Consider the following 20283-nt stretch of genomic DNA (forward strand, 5'->3'; position numbering starts at 1 on the left):
GGGGGCGGGCTGGCTAGAGGCTGGGTGTCGGCTAGTGCTGTATTTTTGGGTTTTTAGTGCCGGGGGAAGGTGAACTGGATCAGTAACATGTTGATTAATTGAATGAATATCTGTTTGTGTTTTAAGGTGGAATACCAGTTGGAATACTGCGGCCATTACTCCTCGCCTGCCGATAACCGTCTATCAGCCGACCTCTGACCCAGTCATCTAGCTAAACAACAGCCGGATAACAAGGTGAGGTTGGGCAGATGGTCCTCACGTTCCTGGCAGTGACGGGTCTTGAGGCGCGCGTGGTCCGTAAAGAGGAGATGTGTGTCTGAAATCTTTACAGTTGAATGGGCGAATCGCCGCTGGTGCTGGAAACTGCCTGGCCAGGGCACTTGAACCTGCTCCAATTGTTTACCTGTATGAACAGACAACATGGACGCGGCCTGTCATTTTGCTTAGGGTATGGCCATTCGGCATTACCAGCAAGGCGGCTGCATAGCAGCGATTGCACCCCAGGATGCACAGCCGTGGCGAATTGAGGTTCGTAGGATTACACCGAATGAGCCGAGGGGGTGAGCTTAGTTCAGTGAAATGAAGGACGACTGAGGCGGCGGTGAATTGCTTGCCCCCAGTTCACCGACATCTCACCAGTTGCGCCGTTGGCTGCTTATTTTTGATTATCAATATCCTTGATTCTGGTCCTAGAGTGTGGCTAGTCGTGTTCGACTAAAGTCGCAACCTGTTTTCGGAGTGCGAAATTTTGAAACCTAGCGTCAGCCAACTCTTTAAAGACTGGATGATTGAGACGGGCAAAGCCCCAACCACGGCCAATAATTATGCCAGTGGTGTTAACACTGTTTCGAACGATTATGGTCGAGACGTGTTTGAAATTGACAGCATCGATGACCTCGAACAGGTTTATCAGATCTACAGCCCAGGAGGGGCGCGCGCAGCAATCGGTGGCAGCAATAGCGGTAATGTTTATAACGGCCTCAAGCAGTGGCTGGAGTTTCGGCGTACTCAGCTTCAACTGAGTCCTGGTCTAGCGCCGATGGATCTTGAAGGCTATGCCGATCCTCGGGTACGACAGCTGCTGAACAAAGGCACTGCGCATGAGCAGGCATGGGTGCGGACGTTGTTGGGCATTATGCGCCAAAGCTACCCGCAGGCTGATCACTGGACGGTAAACGTCAACCCCTCGGACATTCGTATCGGTGTTCGACAACTGAACGCCCTGAAAGGCAAGCCCGTATTCAGCTTGTATTGGGACTGGGGCAAGATTCGCTGTTCGCTGCGAAAGGTTGCAGACCATCGAGAGTTGATGGAAGCCGCCGGCCTGGCCTGGGAAATTGAGTCAGATGCGTGCCCAACCCCGACGGAGATCAAGGAGTGGCTCGATTCCGTTGACGAAGTACTCGGGGAGAGGGAATTGACGCTCGGCGGATCGGGTTTTGTGCCCCTTGATTATCATCACTCCGAGCAAGAGGAGTCCACTGTGACGACAGCCGCCCCAGTACCTGCGCTTAACCAGATCCTGTTTGGGCCACCCGGTACCGGTAAAACCTACGCCACCATCGACAGTGCTTTGAAGGTGCTCGACCCTGCATACCTTGACGAGCAGTTGGACAATCGCGAGGCACTTAAGCAGCGCTTCGACGAGCTGGTGGAACAAGATCGCATCCGTTTTGTCACCTTCCACCAGAGTTTCAGTTACGAAGACTTCGTTGAAGGGCTGCGAGCGACCACTGACGAAGCAACTCAGCAGCTGCGGTATGAGGTGGTGGACGGGGTGTTCAAATCACTCTGTGAGGCGGCGGCAGCCAAGGTTACTCAGCAGGCTGAGGCACCGACCGAAGTTGGCCAACGACGCATTTGGAAAATGTCGTTGGGCAACACTCTGGGCGAAGACGCCAGCATTTATCAGGAGTGCCTGGCGGGTGATTACGTGTTGCTGGGCTACGGTGATGCTATCGACTTTTCAGGGTGCACGAGCCGCCAGCAAGTCCAAGAGCGCTTTGCTGCAGTCGGTGTGAAACCTGAAAGCCCGGCGACGGACTATGGCATCACCAGCGTGACCGCTTTCGTCGCGCGGATGAAAGTGGGCGACCTGATTGTCGTGTCTGATGGCAATTTTAAGTTCCGGGCGATTGGTGAGGTGACAGGGGACTACCTGTTCAAGCCGCACGCCGAGTATGAGGCTGGCTATTCGCAAATGCGCCCGGTGAAATGGTTGCGCCAATACCAGCCGTCACTGCCTCACACTGAGTTGCTCAATGGGCAATTCAGCCAGATGACCCTTTACGAGCTGAAAGCACCAACCCTGAACCGAGACAAGCTTAAAGCGCTACTCGGTACTCCCGAAGTGGGCCCCGGTGCTTTGCTACACGTGGGGCAGCGTTTTAGCCAAGGCTATGTAGTGCGCAGCGTTGGGCAGGAATTGGTGGAGTTGGACAAGCCCAAGGGCGGCGTACTACCGCTGCCATTGAGCTTGTTGCGGCAGCTGCTGGTCTATGTGCGAACTGGCCAAATTACCGTTGAAGATATCCGGCGTGGGCGAGTGTTTGAGAAGGTCCCCGAAGCCGAAATGGAAAAGCACATGGTTAACGGCTACCAACATGTGTTTGCACCGATGGTTGAGCAGCTTTTGAAACCGCAAGCGAGCAGCGCGGTGACTGACGCTCGCGTGCTGATCATTGATGAAATTAACCGGGGCAATATTTCGCGCATTTTCGGTGAGTTGATCACGCTGATCGAACCCTCCAAGCGTGCTGGCGAAGAAGAGGCGCTGTCGGTAGTTTTGCCCTACTCCAAGCAGCGCTTCAGCGTGCCCAGCAACCTGCATTTGATCGGCACCATGAACACCACCGACCGTTCCTTGGCCGGGTTGGATATGGCGCTGCGCCGTCGCTTTGTTTTCCAGGAGATGCCACCACGTCCTGAGCTACTAGACGATGTAGTAGTGCAGGGGCTGAACATTGGCCAACTGTTGCGCGTGATGAATCAGCGCATAGAAGTACTGCTGGACCGCGATCACTGCCTGGGGCACGCCTATTTCATGCCGCTTCAGGACGATGGGTCGCTGGAGCATTTGGAGGCAATCTTCCGCAGCCAGATTCTGCCGCTGCTACAGGAGTATTTCTTCGAGGACTGGCAGCGCATTCAGTGGGTTTTCAATGACCATCGTAAGCTATCAGTCGACCGCTTCGTAGTGCCGGATGAGCAGGATTTGACAGCGCTTTTTGGTGACATCAGCGTGCCGGCGCAAGGCCCGACCTGGCGCATTAACCATGAAGCCTTTAAGCGTATATCTGCCTACTTCGGCGTCATCGCGGCAAATACCAAGGTCGTGATGCCTGCTGAGGTATTTGAGGAGTCGGGCGCGTGAGCGCAATCATCAGCGTTCGTGAGTATGCCCGCCTGACCACGGCTGCCGTCGCACCTGGCAGCTTGGATTGTGCGCAAATTTCGGAAAGTGCTTTCGAATGGTTATGCGAGCTGAGCGCCAGCTTCAACCGGAATGGCGCTTCGCTGCTGCATATTGAAGGGCGCCGTATGCTGAAGTGGGATTCCTACGTGGGCATGCTGGAAACACCCTGTGGCACGCGACTAGAGATACTGCCCAAGCACCACGAGCAAGAGGATTGCCTGGTAAAGAGCCGGCGGTTACTGCGCAAGCTAATACAGTATGCCTTACATCTGAAGCCGCGTGAGACGTCAGTGGCCAGCTTGGATTTGTTCGATGCGCCGCTGAGTGAGTGGGTGATTGGGCAGTTTCTTGCTGAGCTGGATTTATTGGTAAAGCGGGGTGTGCGCTTCGACTACCAGCGTATCGAAGAAGAGCAACGTTTTTTACGTGGTCAGCTGAACGTTGTGGCACAAATGCGCCAGCCGCCGGGAAGACAGCATCACTTCCAAATTCGGCATGACATTTTTTTGCCGGATCGGGCCGAGAACCGCTTGCTGAAGCTGGCGCTGGAGCAGGTGGCTAAAAAGACCCAACAGCCCGCCAATTGGCGCCTGGCTAACGAACTGCGCGCCATGCTCGCCGAGCTGCCGGTTAGCCGGCAGGTAAGCCAAGATTTCCGTGCCTGGAGCGGGGACCGGCTGATGGCACACTACCAAGCGATCAAGCCCTGGAGTGAGCTGATACTTAACCAGCAGATGCCTGTTGCCGTAAGCGGCGAGTGGCGAGGGATGAGCCTGCTCTTTCCTATGGAAAAACTATTTGAAAGTTACGTCGAAGGCTGGCTGCGCCGGCGACTGGCGCCGGCAGCACGGCTTACAGCGCAAGCTGCACGGCATAGCCTGTGCGTGCATGATGGCAGCGCTATGTTCCGTTTGGAACCGGACCTGTTGCTGGAGCAGGGCGAGAGAGCTTGGGTGCTAGATACCAAGTGGAAGCGGCTGGACGAGGGCGATAGGCGGAATAAGTATGGGTTGAGCCAAGCCGATTTTTATCAGCTGTTTAGCTATGGTCATCGGTATTTGGGCGGGAGCGGCGAGTTGGCCTTGATTTACCCGCGGACTGCGCAGTTTTCGGCGCCTTTGCCAGCGTTTGAGTTCAGCTCGGAAATGCGGCTTTGGGTGTTGCCGTTTGATGTTGAGGGAGATGAGCTGTTGATTGGTGGGGAGATGGGATTTGGGAGGTGCTTAACGGGGCAAATTGAATCAGGTTGCAGATTCTCTGATTAATAACTTTGATACCGGGTTGCATTTGGAGACAGGTATAGCGTGTGACCTATTCCTAGCCTGCCAAAAACAATAGTGATGACTTTAAGCCGACCTCCGCCCCAATCGCTGCCAACCTGGTCGAAGCGTCAGCCGGCTACGACTGATCTGTTCGAGCTCCTGCTTAGATAGTGGGCCTCGCCTTGGCGCCAACGCGGCGTATCCAACTGGCGGCACAGGCGGTCATCATCATGCGCTGCACTTGCCTGAGGTTTTTCACCACGATCAAATCCGCCTCGAGGGCTGGTCTTCAGGCTAAACGGGTAGATTTGGAAAATCGCTGCGTTTCAGGACGCCGAATCTAGGGGTTGAGCTTTCAGCTTTACGACAGTTACGGCTCAGGCTAAGGTGCTGGCATAAGGACATTATCCTCCAGCATTTGTCCACGGAAGGTTCCTGGGTGCGCGTAATGCGCCCGCTCACTCCGAGTTTGTGGTACCCCCGCAAAAGCGCGCTTGGCAGGGTGCTGTCATTGATCCCACTGGATTGGTCTTTGGCGCATCAGTGTGGGTAATGCGGCCTTACTGAACATCAAAAAATGCTTAATTGAAGGCGGATGGTATGGATTTTTCGACGCTGCGGCACCTATGGGATGGTGCAAGCTCCGAGCAGTTGATCGCACCCTTAATGGTTGCTGGGTTTGTCGCCATTTTGTGCACCTTTTATTTTTTCCACTATTTCTACAAATCTTTCGGTCTTAGCGCCCAGCTGAAGCGTTTGATCAAAAGCTTGGAGAACGCAAAAACAGTTCTCCCGTCAGATCGGCGATCAGAGCTGGAGCGACTGTTCAAAGGCTCCAATCTGGAGCATTCGTGGCGCGAATATGCCGAAACGCTGCACGACCAATACGAGCTCAAGGAAGGCGAACAGGTAATTGGCCGATCGCGAGCCACCGCAGCAGCTGCACACTTCTTTTCACCGCAAAGTGTGGTTGATACCCCGCTGGGAACCGAATTCTATAAACATCTGCCTGGCATTCTGACCGGGATCGGTATTGTCGGAACCTTCTTCGGCTTGATGCTAGGCCTCCAGCACTTTGACCCGAGCACACCCGAACAGGTTAACGCCAGCGTCGATAAACTATTGAAAGACGTGTTGTTCGCATTCTTCGGCTCTTTCATTTCAATCATGGCCTCCATCGCTGTCACGCTCACTGAAAAGTTGCGTTTGGGGCACTGTTACAAGCTGCTTGAGGCACTCAACGAAACGATCGACGGGCTTTTTGACAGCGGTGTCGGTGAGGAATACCTGGCTGAGCTGGTGCGCTCTAGTGCTGAAAGCTCGGTGCAAACCCGCCAGCTGAAGGACAGCCTGGTGACTGATCTGCGGGAAATGTTACAGAACCTGGTTGATACCCAGGTCCGTGAAAGCCTCAAATTGGCAGATACCTTGTCGACGACGTACCGCGACTCTGGGCAGCTGTTGGCCGACCAGGTGAGCGGTGCAATCGAGAACAGCCTCAAATCGCCGCTTGAAGCCATCGCGGGTGCCGTGCAGGCCGCCAGTGGCGATCAGTCCGGGCAGGTACAGAATCTGCTTCAGGATGTTCTGGTTGCCTTCATGAACAAGCTGGAAGGTACGTTCGGCCAGCAGTTCAATGGCCTGCACGAGTTGATGGGCCAGTCGGTTGCCGCCATGCAGTCGATGCAGCAGGGCTTCTCGACGCTGATCCAGGATATGCGTTCGGCTAGCGAGTCCTCGAATCAAAGCAGTTCGACCATGATTGCCCAGCTACTGGCCAATATGCAGGCAGGACAAAGCGCCATGCAAGCCGGGATGAACGAGATGCTCGCCAATCTTCAGGCTTCGGTTGCCCGTATCGGCAACGAAGGAGAGGGGGCTGGCGCGCGAATGGCCGAGCAACTGGAGAAGCTGTTCGCTCAAAGCGAGGCTCGCCAACAGGCAATGGCTGAGAATCTCCAGGCTTTTGTCGAGTCGATCAAGCAGAGCATCGGCCAAGGCCAACAGGAAACCATGGCCAAGATTGCAGGCTCGGTCGAGGTGCTGGGTGAGCAGCTTTCTGCAGTCTTCAAGCAACTGGAACAGGGCCAGCAGCAGATGGATCAATCCACCCGCGCTGCCCAGGCAGACCTGCACCAAGGTACCCGCGAACTGGTGGGCGGCCTCGACGAACAGGTCAAGGCGTTGCTGCAGACGGTTTCCGAGCAACAGAAGTCTGCCCAGGACACCGTCAATGCATTGAGTGCCCAGACTGAGCAGCATCTGCAAAGTATGCAGCTGGGTGCGGATAAGATGCGGGCGGCGGCTGAGCGGTTTGAAACCGCCGGACAAAGCGTTGCGCGAGCCAGTGAGTCGACTGCAGGGCTGATGGGTACAGTCCAGGGCGCAGGAGCTGAGCTTGCACAGGCATCCCGTGAGCTGAATACCGTAGTCGCGGACTACCGGAACAATCGTGAAGCGCTCGCGAAAACGCTCGCGGTCATCGAAGGGGTAGTTGCCAGTGCTCAAGGGGAAGCCAGCGGTCGCAGTCAGTATCTCCAGGACCTGAAGGTTCAAAGCGAGCGGATGCAGGCACTTAACCGTGAAGTGTATGAATACCTCGAAAACATCAGTGGTGTGCTGGGTAACGGCTTCAAGGAATTCGGTGAGGGTATGGACCGGGCGTTGAGGCAAACCTTGGGCAGCCTCGACACCGAGCTCGATAAAGCAGTCAAGAGCCTCGCTGGCGGTGTGGAAGGGGTCAAAGAAAGCCTCGAAGACTTCAGCGACATCATGGAACGCATCAGGCGGTAACGGAGGCTAGTCGATGTTTGGTAAGCAAATGCCTTCGGCTGCCCGTTCCAAGGACGAGGGAGAGAAGCCTTTCTGGATTTCCTTTGCTGATTTGATGACCGCGATGATGATTCTGTTTCTCGTGGTCATGGTGGCGGCTTTGAGCTCCGTGACGCAGCGGATCAACCAGGCGGAGCAGGGGGAGAAGCAGCGTAGCAAGGACATCAGTCAGATTTGCGAGCACCTGAGCCTCAAGGCGAAGACTGCCAGCAAGACCATCGTCGTGGACTGCAAGGACAACCGGATCAGCTTCGGCGATGCTGGCCGCTTTGGGCATAACCAGTACGCGCTGAGCAACGATGGCCAATCGGCACTTCAGGAGGTCGTGCCGATGATTCTGGACGCGGCCAACAGTGAAGAGGGGCGTAAATGGTTCAAGCAGGTTGTGATCGAAGGGTCGACCGACACTGACGGTTCCTACCTGTATAACTTGCACCTGTCATTGCAGCGTTCGGAGTGGGTGATGTGCAGCCTGCTCGATAGTCGCAGCCCGCTCCAGGTCGGATTGTCGCCGGAGCATCAACAGCAGATCAGATCGATGTTTCTGGCGGGTGGTGTGTCGTTCAACAATGCAAAGGACACCAAGGAAGAAAGCCGGCGAGTCGAGTTGCGCATGCAATTCTTTGGCTTGAAGGAGAAGGAGAGCAGTCTCAAGCCTGATGTGCCGGTGTTCACTAACACTGACGTGGAAAAATGTCAGTTGGCGATGAATCGATGACCAGCTCGATCGCGAGGCTTTCCGTCGCCATTAGCAAAAGCCTGTCAGCTCATCGCACAGTGCATGCCCCAGAGCCGTTGGAGCGCTTCCCTCGTCTGACTGCTGCGGGAGTCGACCTTTACGAGCGGTTCGAGCGCGCTGAAAAGGCCTTGCCGCCACCCGAAGAAAAGCGCCGTGCTGCGATAAGCAAATTTCGCAATGTGCTGCCACTTAACGCTTCAGAATGGCGCCTGGTGTTTGCCGGCCTTTCGGACAAGAGTGAACGCGTCGGACCGATATTGGACGATGACCAGCTTTACGCCCGGGTGCATAAAGAAGTTCATAAGCGTATCGAGAAGCGAGAACTGAGCCGCCGGGACTGGTTGGCGCTGTGCTTCAGCTACTTTGGCTACGATGCCGCTACGCCCGAGCAGAACGCCAATTGGTGCCTATTGCGCGAAGATGTTCAGCTCGGTTTCGAATGTGTCCGCGACCAGCAGAAGCGCGTGAAGGAATGGGTGCAGATCGTTCAGCAACATCAGGAGCTTTTTTCCGAGCAAGCAGGTGCCACGCTGGGTGACCAAATGTTCAAGGGCGAGATCAGCGACCTTTCGGCATTGCAGACGATTGCACAGATCCCCGACAAAAGTTGGCTGTGGAACAGGATTTTTAGCGTACTGGTTTCTCGTATTTTCTTGTTGGATGACGCTGAGTTCTCTCAGCGTTTGGCCGACCTGGTCGACATCGGCCGGCAGCACCAGGGGTACATGAATCAGATTCTGAGTGCATGCCTGTCGCGTTACCACTTGGCAGCTTATCGGGAGAAGCCATCGTCACTGCTCAAACAGCTCGCGCTCGACAATTGGGGTAGTCCGCAGATCCGCTCCAGACAAAACAGCTGGCTGCAGTATGTCGATAAAGATGTCTGTGCGATGGTTGTGGCGTGGTTTGCGAAGGAGGATCTGGAACACTTCTTCAACCTGCTGAAGGGCGATGATGACGTCGACCAGTCACGCCTTTTCTACTGGCTGCGGTTTGCCAACCAGATGAGCTACACCAGAATCATCATGGGCTCGGATGCATGGAGTAACGAAGGTCGAGACTTTGCTCATTTCCGTGAGAAGAACAAAGGGCGTCTTGGCCGCCTGATAGGCGCAGCTGGTCATAACAATGCTGTCGTCATGCAGATCGGGAACTACTTTTTCGTGGAGTTCTCGGGAATGGGCGCCTGCTATGTGTATCAGGCAGACAAAGCTCCGTTTGATCCAGAGAAGTCCCAGCTTGGACTCGCTACCGAAATTAAGCAGCGCCATCGTGTGGTGGAGTGGATGCGTCACTTCCCGGCGCCGAGCCGCTCAGATCGCGTTGAGGGATGGCTGATCAAGTTCGATGACACCCTAGAGAGACTGGGCATTCGTATTCAAAGCCATGAGGTAGAGCCTGTCACGTCAAGACTGCTTTCGTTTGACTATCAGCTTCGTGAGTCCATGAGGTCAGTAAAACACACGCTCCATGATCGACGTGCGCAGGGCGGTGCAATCCATATTCAACTCGAAGAAAACGATCAGGCTGCAACCATCGCCCTCCGGCGATTGGGCTTTAAGCCCGAGAACAATAAGCCACTACGGTTCTGGAGAGAGTGATGCTCAAGCGTTTCCTCAAAGGCATTGGCCTGCAGCCGAATTCGGCAGCAGAAAAGACTAAGCCGGCTTTTTCCATTGAGGAGCAGGGTATCTGTTATCCCCTGAGCTTGGCGGAGAATACCGAGTCCTGGTCGCTGGCCAGTTATCTTGATCAGCTGGAAGAAGAAGAGTTCGTCTCCCAGCTGAGCGATCGCTGGCTGCTGACGTGGGATGAGCTCTACCGGCTGCTGGATGAGCCCGAGCACGTAACAAGCCTGCCGCTATTGGGGTTGCCGCCGCTGACAGTCCTTATCCCTCAATTGAGCAGCCAGGGCAGCCTTGCCTCAGACGATTTCAAAGTCTCCATCAGTGGCTGGCGTGATCCGCAGTCCAATGCCAATGTGCAGGTGCAGCGAACGGGGGCCATCGTTCAATATCAGGGAGCCACAGAACTGCTGCCTGAGGCGTCCTGGAAACTGACTGGTGCGGTACGACAGCTTTATCTGGCACAACAAAATGAGCCCGGTGAAGTAACCAACCAGATCGGCTGGGCCAGCATCAGAAAGCTAGCGCGCAAGGCTGGCGCTGGTATGGATGGCTTCTTGGACAAGACCGTCGTTATCAAACCCGAGAAACTGCGGCTCAACCCACGAAAGTCGACGCTTGGCGACACACCAGTTATCGAGTTGCAACCGAGCTTTGATGGCCAGCCGGCCAACTGGCTTGAGAGCTTTGACGGTGCCAAGCAGGTTCAGGATCGATACCGGGTAACGGGTGACGATGGCTCGCTGACTCATGTTCTGATTGAGCCTGAAGTCAAGTCGGTACTGGACTACGTGCGTTCGTTGCCTGGGCGTCGGGTTGCTGGTGACGATGCCCTTTCATTTGTCCGTAACCCTTACAGCACACTCGGCGAAAGTGCCGCACATGTGCTGGATGCCGAATCCTATGAAGACGAGCTCGCCGAGGCCGGTATTTTCTTTCATCGCTTCCATCTGGAACCCAAACCGGATGAAGCGGGCCAGCGTATCGAGCAGGTAACACTGACGCTCGAACCGATTTCTCCAACCCCGCAAGCGCCTATCGAAATTGAGTTCAAAGCGGCTCATGAGTTCGCGCCGCTGGTGCATGAATTGCACCTGAAGTTGGCCGCCGGCATGCCTGCAGGCTTCTGGCAGGGCTATGAGCTGGAACTCAGCGATTTTGATTTGCGCCAGTTGGCAGGCATCAATGACCTGCTCAAGCGTTGGCAAAACGAAGCGGCCGGAATCGAGTTTGAATCGGTCCTGGACCTTTCTCTCTACGGCGACCGTGTGACAGGCATTGGTGAGGCGGAAAGAATTACTTCGCCTTTCCTGGTCAAAGAGGCGACCGAGAACTGGTTGCCGAAAGATGTGGCAGCGCTGGGCATCGACGCAGAAATCCTGGGTCGGTGGGATCCTTCCGATCGTGCTCAATTTGAAGCGTTTGGGCAGCGGCTGGATGAAGCACGCGGTGCCGGTGATGACACGGTCTGTTTGCCAGAGTCCGAAACACCACTCTCGATTGCCGCAGCAGAACAACTGTTGGATGCCTGGTCGAAGAAGATTGCACCTGTCGAGACCGGCCAGGTTGAGCAACGGGAGAAAGTTGGCCGCGCCGTACTGCAAATCGGCCACAATATTGACGAGCCGACTTACGTACAGGTACGTCAAGCAGCGTTACGCGCCGCTTTGGATGCAACGCCAGAGTTGCCTGGTTTGCTCAAGCCTGAGGTCGTTCTGCGTGACCATCAGCTGCAAGGCGTGGCGTGGTTGCAGCATTTGTTCCGCTTGTCCCCCACGGACGTATCGGGTTGCTTGCTCGCTGATGACATGGGGCTTGGGAAAACGATCCAGTTGCTCACCTTCCTGGTCTGGTACTTGGAACAGTACCCAAACGATCAGCCAACACTGATCGTCGCTCCGGTTTCGTTGCTCGATAACTGGGAGCGAGAGCTTCACCGTTTCTTCTTTGCTGACGCGCTGCCTGTATTGAAACTGTATGGCTCAGCCCTGAGTGCAGTGAAGTTCAAGAAGGATGAAATCCCTGCGGACTTGAAAGCCAAAGGCATCAGGAACCTGCTGCGCCCAGGTTGGATGGGCGATGCCCGAATCGTCCTGACGACTTACGAGACGTTGCGCGATCAGGAGTTTTCCCTGGCGCGTCAGCAATGGTCCATCGTCGTATGTGACGAAGCTCAGAAGCTGAAGAACCCGGCGGCACTGGTGACTCAGGCGATCAAAGCCATTCCCGCACGGTTCCGAGTGGCGTGTACTGGTACACCAGTCGAAAATACTTTGATCGATCTATGGTGCCTGTTCGACTTTATTCAGCCAGGATTCCTGGGCGGCTTGAACCAGTTCGGTCGCGACTATCAGCGCCCTATCGAAGCCACACTGGAGCGTGATACGGAGGCGCTGGAACGCCTGCGTGGGCTTATCGAGCCGCAGACTTTGCGGCGGACCAAGCAGGACATCGCCAAGGACCTGCCGGCCAAGATCGAGGACGCAGCATGCCGTTCACTTGGCATGCATGCCCTGCAGCGTAACCTGTATCTGTCCGAAGTATCCGCATACAGCCAGAAGCAGCAGATCGAAGAGCAGCTCGATCAGAAGACCTCCGGCATGCTGGGGTTGCTGCACAGGCTCAAGCTGATTTGTGCTCACCCTTACAGCGTTCAGCCAGACACCCGGTTGCGCGACAACTCGCCGAAGCTTCAGTGGCTGATTCAGACTCTCGAGTCGATCAAAAGGGCCGGCAACGGCGACAAGGTCATCGTCTTTACCGAGTTGCGCGATATTCAGCGGGAACTGCAGCATGCGATTCAGCAGCATTTCGGCTTTCGGGCAACGGTCATCAATGGCGATACCAGTACAAGCAGTCAGAGCGCCAATAGCCGGCAGCGGCTGATCGATCAATTCCAGGAGCTGCCAGGTTTCGCCGTCATCATCCTGTCCACTATCGCCGTCGGATTCGGGGTGAACGTGCAGGCCGCCAATCACGTCATTCACTTTACGCGCTGCTGGAACCCGGCCAAGGAAGATCAAGCGACGGATCGAGCCTATCGGATTGGGCAGCAGAAGGATGTGTATGTGTACTATCCGACGGTTCGAGATGCAGCGATGCCGACGTTTGAGGCGACGCTGGATGAACTTTTGAGTAAGCGACGGGCGTTGGCGCGGGATATGTTGAGTGGGGCTTCGGAGCTTCAGGCTTCGGATTTTGAGGGATTGCTGGGGGCGCGGTGAAGGCTGAGCCTTTAATTAATCAAAATCACAATCGAATTAGAAAGGTGACGGCCAGCCTCGACACACTGTTAATGCCTGCCTCCCTATGCGGGGTTACTTAGCTATGTGTCAATTATGCGTGCAGGTTGTTCATTACTGCATTGGCAATTGCAGAGCTTTCAGCCTCCTGAGGGGTTTCTAACGAAGTATCGCCAGCGAGGCCTGCCTGGATTGTTTACCTGTGAGCTTGTCCAGTCTTGGCGCCGGCAGCTCAATGGCCTACGGTGCGCTGAAGTTTGCATCGCAGGTCGCATACGTCGAAGCAGCTGTGATGTCCATGATGCCGAGTAGGTTGAGCGAAGAGCTATCCGCCTCGGACTCAGCATCGCATTCTTCGTGACGGCGGCATCGATGGCCCATTGGATTACTCGCATCCGCTGTTCTGTGAGCGCATCTGCCTTTGCTTTCTCACCGGGGGCAGCTCCCGGCAGCTTCAGGACAGACGGGGGATAGTGATGATCCAGCGGCGTGATCCAGTCGCACGGGGGATGTTCATTTCGCCATGCTCTGACGTCACAACGCCGCTCGAGTAGCTTGAGTGGAATACTGGTGCTACCTCTGCGCAAAAAACAACGCGTTTTGATGGGACGCGAGCTTTACCCATGCTGGCGGGATAGATATTGTGACGTCGTTCGCACACAGTTAGGTCAAAGAGCCATCAGGGACGTAATCAAGGGTTCTAGCGTACACTTTTACGCCGTCCCAATAATCTCCTCGCTAACCAGATATGCGAGGTCAAGGTAGTTCAACGGGACGGATACATGGACAAGAATTCACTGACTGAGCGCGACATCTGCAGCAAATACATCACACCGGCCATCACCGCGGCGGGCTGGGATTTGCACAAGCAGGTTCGTGAGGAAGTCAGCTTTACCAAGGGGCGCATCATCGTCCGTGGCAAGCTGCACAGCCGAGGCGAATCGCGCCGCGCCGACTACATCCTGTATCACCAGGCCAACCTGCCGCTGGCGGTTATTGAGGCCAAGGACAACAAGCACGCTCTCGGCGCCGGCATGCAGCAGGCGCTCGGTTATGCCGAGGCGCTGGATGTGCCGTTCGTGTTCTCCAGCAACGGTGACGGTTTTCTCTTCCATGATCGCAGTGGCACCGGCGCGCAGAAGGAAACCGAGCTGAGCCTGGAGCAGTTCCCCAGTCCCGAGGAGCTGTGGCAGCGCTACTGCCAGTGGAAGGACCTCAGCGGCGAAAGCCAGCAGAAAGCCGAAGCCCCGTATTACGACGACGGCTCGGGGCGCATGCCGCGCTACTACCAGATGAACGCCATCAACCGTACCGTTGAGGCCGTGGCGCGCGGGCAGGATCGCATCCTGCTGGTCATGGCCACCGGCACCGGCAAGACGTACACTGCCTTCCAGATCATCTGGCGCTTGTGGAAGTCCGGGCAGAAGAAACGCATCCTCTTCCTCGCCGACCGCAACATCCTCGTCGACCAGACCAAGAACAACGACTTCAAGCCCTTCGGCCAGGCGATGACCAAGATTGCCAAACGGCAGATCGAAAAGTCCTACGAAATCTACCTGTCGCTGTATCAGGCCGTGACCGGCAATGAAGAAGAGAAGAATGTCTACAAGCAGTTTTCCCGCGACTTCTTCGACCTCGTGGTGATCGACGAATGCCACCGAGGCAGCGCCTCCGAAGACTCGGCCTGGCGCGAGATTCTCGACTACTTCTCCGGTGCCACCCACATCGGCCTGACCGCTACGCCGAAGGAGACCAAAGAGGTTTCCAGCATCACCTACTTCGGTGAGCCGGTGTACAGCTACACCCTCAAGCAAGGCATCGAAGATGGCTTCCTCGCCCCGTACAAAGTGGTGCGCATCGACTTCGACAAAGACCTGCAAGGCTGGCGCCCGCCCAAGGGCACGCGCGACAAGAACGGTGAGGTGATCGAAGACCGCGTCTATGACCTCAACGACATGGACCGCGACCTGGTGATCGAGGCGCGTACCCAGTTGGTCGCCCGCAAGGTCACCGAATACCTGACCGCCACCGACCCCTTTCAGAAAACCATCATCTTCTGCGACGACATTGACCACGCCGAGCGCATGCGCCAGGCCCTGGTCAACCTCAACCCCAAGCGCGTTGAGGAAAACCGCAAATACGTGATGCGCATTACCGGCGACGACAAGGAAGGCAAGGCCGAGCTGGACAACTTCATCAACCCCGAGTCGCGCTACCCGGTGATCGCCGCCACCAGCAAACTCATGACCACTGGCGTTGATGCCCAGACCTGCAAGCTGGTGGTGCTCGACCAGCACATCAAATCCATGACCGAATTCAAGCAGATCATCGGTCGTGGCACCCGTATCAACGAGGATTACGGCAAGTACTGGTTCACCATCATGGACTTCAAGAAAGCCACCGAACTGTTTGCCGACCCGGCCTTCGACGGGGAGCCGGTGGTAATCTACAACCCCGAGGGCGACTCCTCACCGGTGCCGCCGGAAGAAACCGAGGGCGAAGAGGGTGACGTGATCGACGGTGGCGCTGGGCCAACCGAAGGTGACGAAACCACCGGCGGCGCTGACGACGATGGCCGCAAGAAGCGCGTCAAATACGTGATCAACAACGTCGCCGTGCACGTCATTGCCGAGCGCGTGCAGTACTACGGCCCGGACGGCAAGCTGATCACCGAATCGCTACGCGACTACACCCGCACCTGCGTTAAGAAACAGTTTGCCTCGCTGGATGACTTCCTGCGCCGCTGGAGCGATGCCGAACAGAAGAAAGTCATCATCGATGAATTGGCCGCTCAAGGCGTGATGTGGGAAGCCTTGGACGACGAAGTCTCAGCCAAGCGCGGCCAGCCGCTCGATCCGTTCGACCTGATCTGCCATATCGCCTTCGACCAGCCGCCGCTCACCCGCAAGGAGCGCGCCGAGCAGGTGAAAAAACGCAACTACTTCGCCAAATACTCCGGCGCCGCCCGCCAGGTACTGGAAGCCCTGCTCGACAAATACGCCGACACCGGCGTCGAGCACATCGAAGACATCAAGATTCTTCAGCTGGCGCCATTCAGCCAGATCGGTGCGCCGATTGAGCTGGTCAAGGCCTTTGGCGGCAAACCGGGCTATCAGCAGGCCATTCAGGAGCTTGAGCGACAGCTCTACGGATAACCGATGCCCAAACTTAATTCATTTGAAATCGCAGCTGCACTCATCCGTAAGGGCTTTGTTCTGACCGTAAAAAATCAACATGCTAACGGGTATGAGCAACCTGGTTTTAACGGTCGTGTATTCGTCAAAATGAGCAAAACGGGTGCTCCTGTTGCCAAGCAGCCCTTCCTCATTCATCCAGAACATGCCACCGCAGGTAAATGGAACTCCATCAAGGTACTTTCCCCTTCGTTGCCAAATACCGGGTATCGAAACACCAACATGACGGGTTATCCCACCGTAGCTGGCTCTGACAGTAAATTAGCAATTGCATTGGATATCGCTACAGAGGCCGACCTTCATCAACTCCTTGATCTACTCGGTTATAAATCCTCTGTTTCTGCCCTCCAGTCCGCGACTCCTAAATCTTCGGTCTCAACAGAGGAATTTCTAAACGATCCAAACCTCACCGACACCGAACGCGATGCCCTGATCAAAGCGCGCATCGGCCAGAGCAGCTACCGCGACGACCTGCTGGCCTACTGGGGCGGCTGTGCGATTACCGACTGCTGCGTACCGGAGTTGTTGCGGGCCTCGCATATCAAACCCTGGCGTGCTGCCAGCCCTGCCGAGCGGCTTGATCCGTTCAACGGGCTGTTGCTCACCCCCAATCTTGATCTGGCCTTCGACCGTGGCCTGATCAGCTTTGACGATCAGGGGCAGATTCTTCTTGGCGAGGATCTCGACCCCGACAGCGCCCGTGCGCTCAACATCACCCCTTGTCTGCGCTTGCGCCAGATCAAGCCGCAGCATCGCGACTATCTGGCCTGGCACCGTGAACACCTTTTCAGGAAGTAAGCATGTCCATCAGCAGCACCATCAAATCCATCCAAGACATCATGCGCAAGGACGTCGGCGTCGACGGTGATGCGCAGCGTATTGGCCAGCTTGTGTGGATGCTGTTCCTGAAAATATTCGACGACCGCGAGCAGGAGTGGGAGCTCCTCGATGACGACTATCGTTCGCCGATTCCGGAGAGTTGCCGCTGGCGTACCTGGGCGGCCAACCCGGAGGGCATCACCGGTGATGCCCTGAAGGACTTCATCGACAACAACCTGTTCCCGCAGTTGCAGAACCTCCACGAATACAGCACCACGCCGGCCACCTATGTGGTGCGTGGCGTGTTCGAGGATGCCTACAACTACATGAAGTCCGGCCAGTTGATCCGCCAGGTGATCAACAAGATTCAGGAAGGGGTGGACTTTAACAAGGCGCAGGAGCGCCACGCCTTTGGCGACATGTACGAGCAACTGCTGCGCGACCTGCAGAACGCCGGCAATGCCGGTGAGTTCTACACCCCGCGCCCGGTCACCGAATTCATGGTGCGCATGGTCGACCCCAAGCTGGACGAAAAGGTCATGGACCCGGCCTGCGGCACTGGCGGCTTCCTCACCTGCAGCATCGAGCACAAGCGCAAGCGCTATGTGCAAACCGCCGAGGACGAGCGCGCCCTGCAGGCGAGCATCTTCGGCGTGGAGAAAAAGCCGCTGCCGCACCTGCTGGCCACCACTAACATGATCCTGCACGGCATCGAAGTGCCCAACCAGATCAAGCACGACAACACCCTGGGGCGCCCGCTTATCAGCTGGGGGCCGGCTGAGCGGGTCGATTGCATTGTCGCCAACCCGCCGTTCGGTGGCATGGAAGAAGACGGCATCGAAACCAACTTCCCCACGGCCTTCCGCACCCGTGAAACCGCCGACCTGTTCCTGGTGCTGATCATGCACCTGCTCAAGGACGGCGGCCGCGCCGCCGTAGTGCTGCCCGACGGCTTCCTCTTTGGTGAAGGCATCAAGAGCCGCATCAAGGAAAAGCTGCTGGCCGAGTGCAACCTGCACACCATCGTTCGCCTGCCCAACGGCGTGTTCAACCCCTACACCGGCATCAAGACCAACCTGCTGTTCTTCACCAAAGGCACGCCGACCAAGGACGTGTGGTTCTACGAGCACCAGTACCCGGCCGGTTACAAAAGCTACTCCAAGACTAAGCCCATGCGCGTCGAGGAGTTCGCCGTCGAGGAAGCCTGGTGGGGCAGCGAGGTCGATGGCTTTGCCGCGCGGCGGGAGAACGAGTTCGCCTGGAAGGTCAGCTTCGACGAGCTGCAAAACCGCAACTGGAACCTCGACTGCAAGAACCCTCACGTCGGCGAACAGATCAGTCACGACCCGGACGAACTGCTGCGTGACTACGCCGCGCTGCAAGGCGAGATTGGCGAGCTGCGCGACCAGCTCAAGGCCGTGCTGGCCGAAGCTTTGGAGCGCCAGGTATGACGTCGCTGCTCACCGATAACCTGCCACTGCTGGCGGGCGCGCCCAATGGCATCAAAAAGCTGCGTGAATTGATTCTGGAACTGGCGGTGCGCGGCAAGTTGGTGCCGCAAGATCCCGAGGATTTATCAGCCAGAACGGGCTTGGATGCTTCTCGAACCGAGCGTGCTAAGGCAATGCTCGAAGGTAAGATCAAGAAAGAAAAGCCTGCAATGGAAGTGGCAGATAGTGAGCAGCCATTTGAATTGCCAGACGGTTGGGCCTGGTGTCGTATTGTTGACACGGGAAACTACATCAATGGACTGGCATTCAAACCTAGTGATTGGTCTAGCACGGGTAGACCAATAATCCGGATTCAGAACCTTTCTGGTCGGAACGCTGAGTTTAATCGTACCGAGCGTGAGGTTGATGCCTCAGTGGTGGTTAACCCAGGTGATATTTTGGTTTCTTGGTCGGCTACTCTGGATACCTTTATTTGGCGAGGCGAGCAAGGCGTTCTTAATCAGCATATATTTCGTGTCACTCCAAGCAAAATTGTGAGTGTTCAATATTTATATTGGCTTTTAAAGTGGGCAATAAAGGTTCTCGCTGATAGTGAACATGCTCACGGGCTAGTTATGGCGCATATCAATCGGGGGCCATTTCTAGCTCAGCCCATAGGGCTTCCTCCGTTAACAGAGCAAAACAAAATAGTCGTCAAAATAGCCGAACTGATGGCTCTGTGTGACCGGCTGGAGGCCCGGCAGGCCGATGCCGACAGCGCCCACGCCCAACTGGTGCAAGCGCTGTTGGGCAGCCTGACGCAGGCCAGCGATGCCGCAGACTTTGCGCAAAGCTGGCAGCGCTTGGCTGAGCACTTCCACACCCTATTCACCACCGAATCCAGCATCGACGCCCTCAAGCAAACCCTGCTGCAACTGGCGGTGATGGGCAAGCTGGTGCCCCAAGATTCTAGAGATGAGCCTGCGAGTGAGTTGTTGAAGCGGGTTTCGGAGGAAAAGGCGCGGTTGGTGGCAGAAGGGAAGCTCAAGAAGCAGAAGCCTCTGGGCGATGTTGCTATTTCCGATATCCCGTTTGATGTACCAGATAATTGGGCCTGGTCTCGAATTGGAGAAATTGCGCTTAATACGGAGTACGGCCTGTCTGAGAAAACCTTTGACCTACAGGATGGAGTTCCCGTTTTGAAAATGGGTGACATACAAGAAGGAAGAGTGTTACTTGGCGGGCAGATGGCCGTAAGCAAGAATACAGAGGGTCTACCAGGGCTCTATTTGGAAACGGAAGATTTGCTTTACAATCGAACAAACAGCGCTGAACTGGTCGGTAAAACTGGAGTTTTCTTGGGGCAAGCGGGGGAATACTCCTTTGCTTCTTACTTGATTCGTATCAGATGCCTGAAGGAGCTGTTTTCTCCGCTCTACCTGAATATTTCGATGAATGCGCCAGGCTTTCGTGAAACCCAAATAAACCCGCATTTGAAGCAACAATGTGGGCAGGCAAACGTTAATGGGACGATCATGAAAAACATGCTGGTTTCCGTCCCGCCTCTCCCTGAACAACACCGCATCGTCGCCAAAGTCGATCAACTGATGGCCCTCTGCGAGCAACTCAAAACCCGCCTTAACCAGGCCCTGCAGGTGCACGAACATCTGGCCAGTGCGCTGGTCGAGCAGGCCGTGGCCTGATTTAACAAGAACACCGATAAGG

9 protein-coding genes and 1 pseudogene are annotated in these 20283 nt (G+C 56.0%); all 10 read left to right on the forward strand.

Annotated features, from left to right (window positions below; genetic code table 11):
* The first annotated feature begins 784 nt into the window (after positions 1-784).
* The 10 genes and pseudogenes from AC3WLP_RS14210 to AC3WLP_RS14255 all read left to right on the forward strand — a co-directional run bounded on the left by AC3WLP_RS14210 (position 785) and on the right by AC3WLP_RS14255 (position 20261).
* Positions 785-3373 carry a DUF8426 domain-containing protein gene (locus AC3WLP_RS14210; protein WP_012053771.1) on the forward strand — a complete coding sequence of 863 codons (2589 nt, stop codon included), beginning with the start codon at positions 785-787 and terminating at the stop codon, positions 3371-3373.
* Complete coding sequence (locus AC3WLP_RS14215; protein WP_012053770.1) at positions 3370-4680, forward strand: McrC family protein; 1311 nt, start codon at positions 3370-3372, stop codon at positions 4678-4680. The genes AC3WLP_RS14210 and AC3WLP_RS14215 overlap by 4 nt, the downstream gene beginning before the upstream one ends.
* A 597-nt stretch (positions 4681-5277) precedes the next feature.
* Positions 5278-7470 carry a type I Zorya anti-phage system protein ZorA1 gene (zorA1, locus tag AC3WLP_RS14220; protein WP_012053769.1) on the forward strand — a complete coding sequence of 731 codons (2193 nt, stop codon included), beginning with the start codon at positions 5278-5280 and terminating at the stop codon, positions 7468-7470.
* A 13-nt stretch (positions 7471-7483) separates the two neighbouring features.
* Positions 7484-8227 (forward strand): type I Zorya anti-phage system protein ZorB1, encoded by a 744-nt coding sequence (zorB1, locus tag AC3WLP_RS14225; protein ID WP_012053768.1) that lies wholly within the window; start codon positions 7484-7486, stop codon positions 8225-8227.
* The gene (zorC, locus tag AC3WLP_RS14230; protein ID WP_012053767.1) at positions 8224-9849 is read left to right on the forward strand and encodes a type I Zorya anti-phage system protein ZorC; all 1626 of its coding nucleotides are present in this window, start codon (positions 8224-8226) and stop codon (positions 9847-9849) included. Before zorB1 ends, zorC begins: the two co-directional genes overlap by 4 nt.
* A complete protein-coding gene (gene zorD, locus AC3WLP_RS14235; protein ID WP_012053766.1) occupies positions 9849-13097 on the forward strand; it encodes a type I Zorya anti-phage system protein ZorD in 3249 nt (1082 codons plus the stop codon). Before zorC ends, zorD begins: the two co-directional genes overlap by 1 nt.
* 800 nt (positions 13098-13897) lie before the next feature.
* Positions 13898-16270: an EcoAI/FtnUII family type I restriction enzme subunit R gene (gene hsdR, locus AC3WLP_RS14240; protein WP_012053765.1), complete on the forward strand. Its 2373-nt coding sequence runs from the start codon at positions 13898-13900 to the stop codon at positions 16268-16270.
* A gap of 435 nt (positions 16271-16705) precedes the next feature.
* Positions 16706-17107, forward strand: a pseudogene (locus AC3WLP_RS14245) (HNH endonuclease); the annotation flags it as partial.
* 2 nt (positions 17108-17109) lie between these two features.
* Positions 17110-18579, forward strand: coding sequence for a type I restriction-modification system subunit M (locus tag AC3WLP_RS14250; RefSeq protein ID WP_012053763.1), 1470 nt, complete (start codon positions 17110-17112; stop codon positions 18577-18579).
* Complete coding sequence (locus AC3WLP_RS14255) at positions 18576-20261, forward strand: restriction endonuclease subunit S (protein WP_012053762.1); 1686 nt, start codon at positions 18576-18578, stop codon at positions 20259-20261. Before AC3WLP_RS14250 ends, AC3WLP_RS14255 begins: the two co-directional genes overlap by 4 nt.
* Positions 20262-20283: the final 22 nt, after the last annotated feature.

The organism is Pseudomonas sp. FW305-E2 (genome assembly GCF_058782925.1).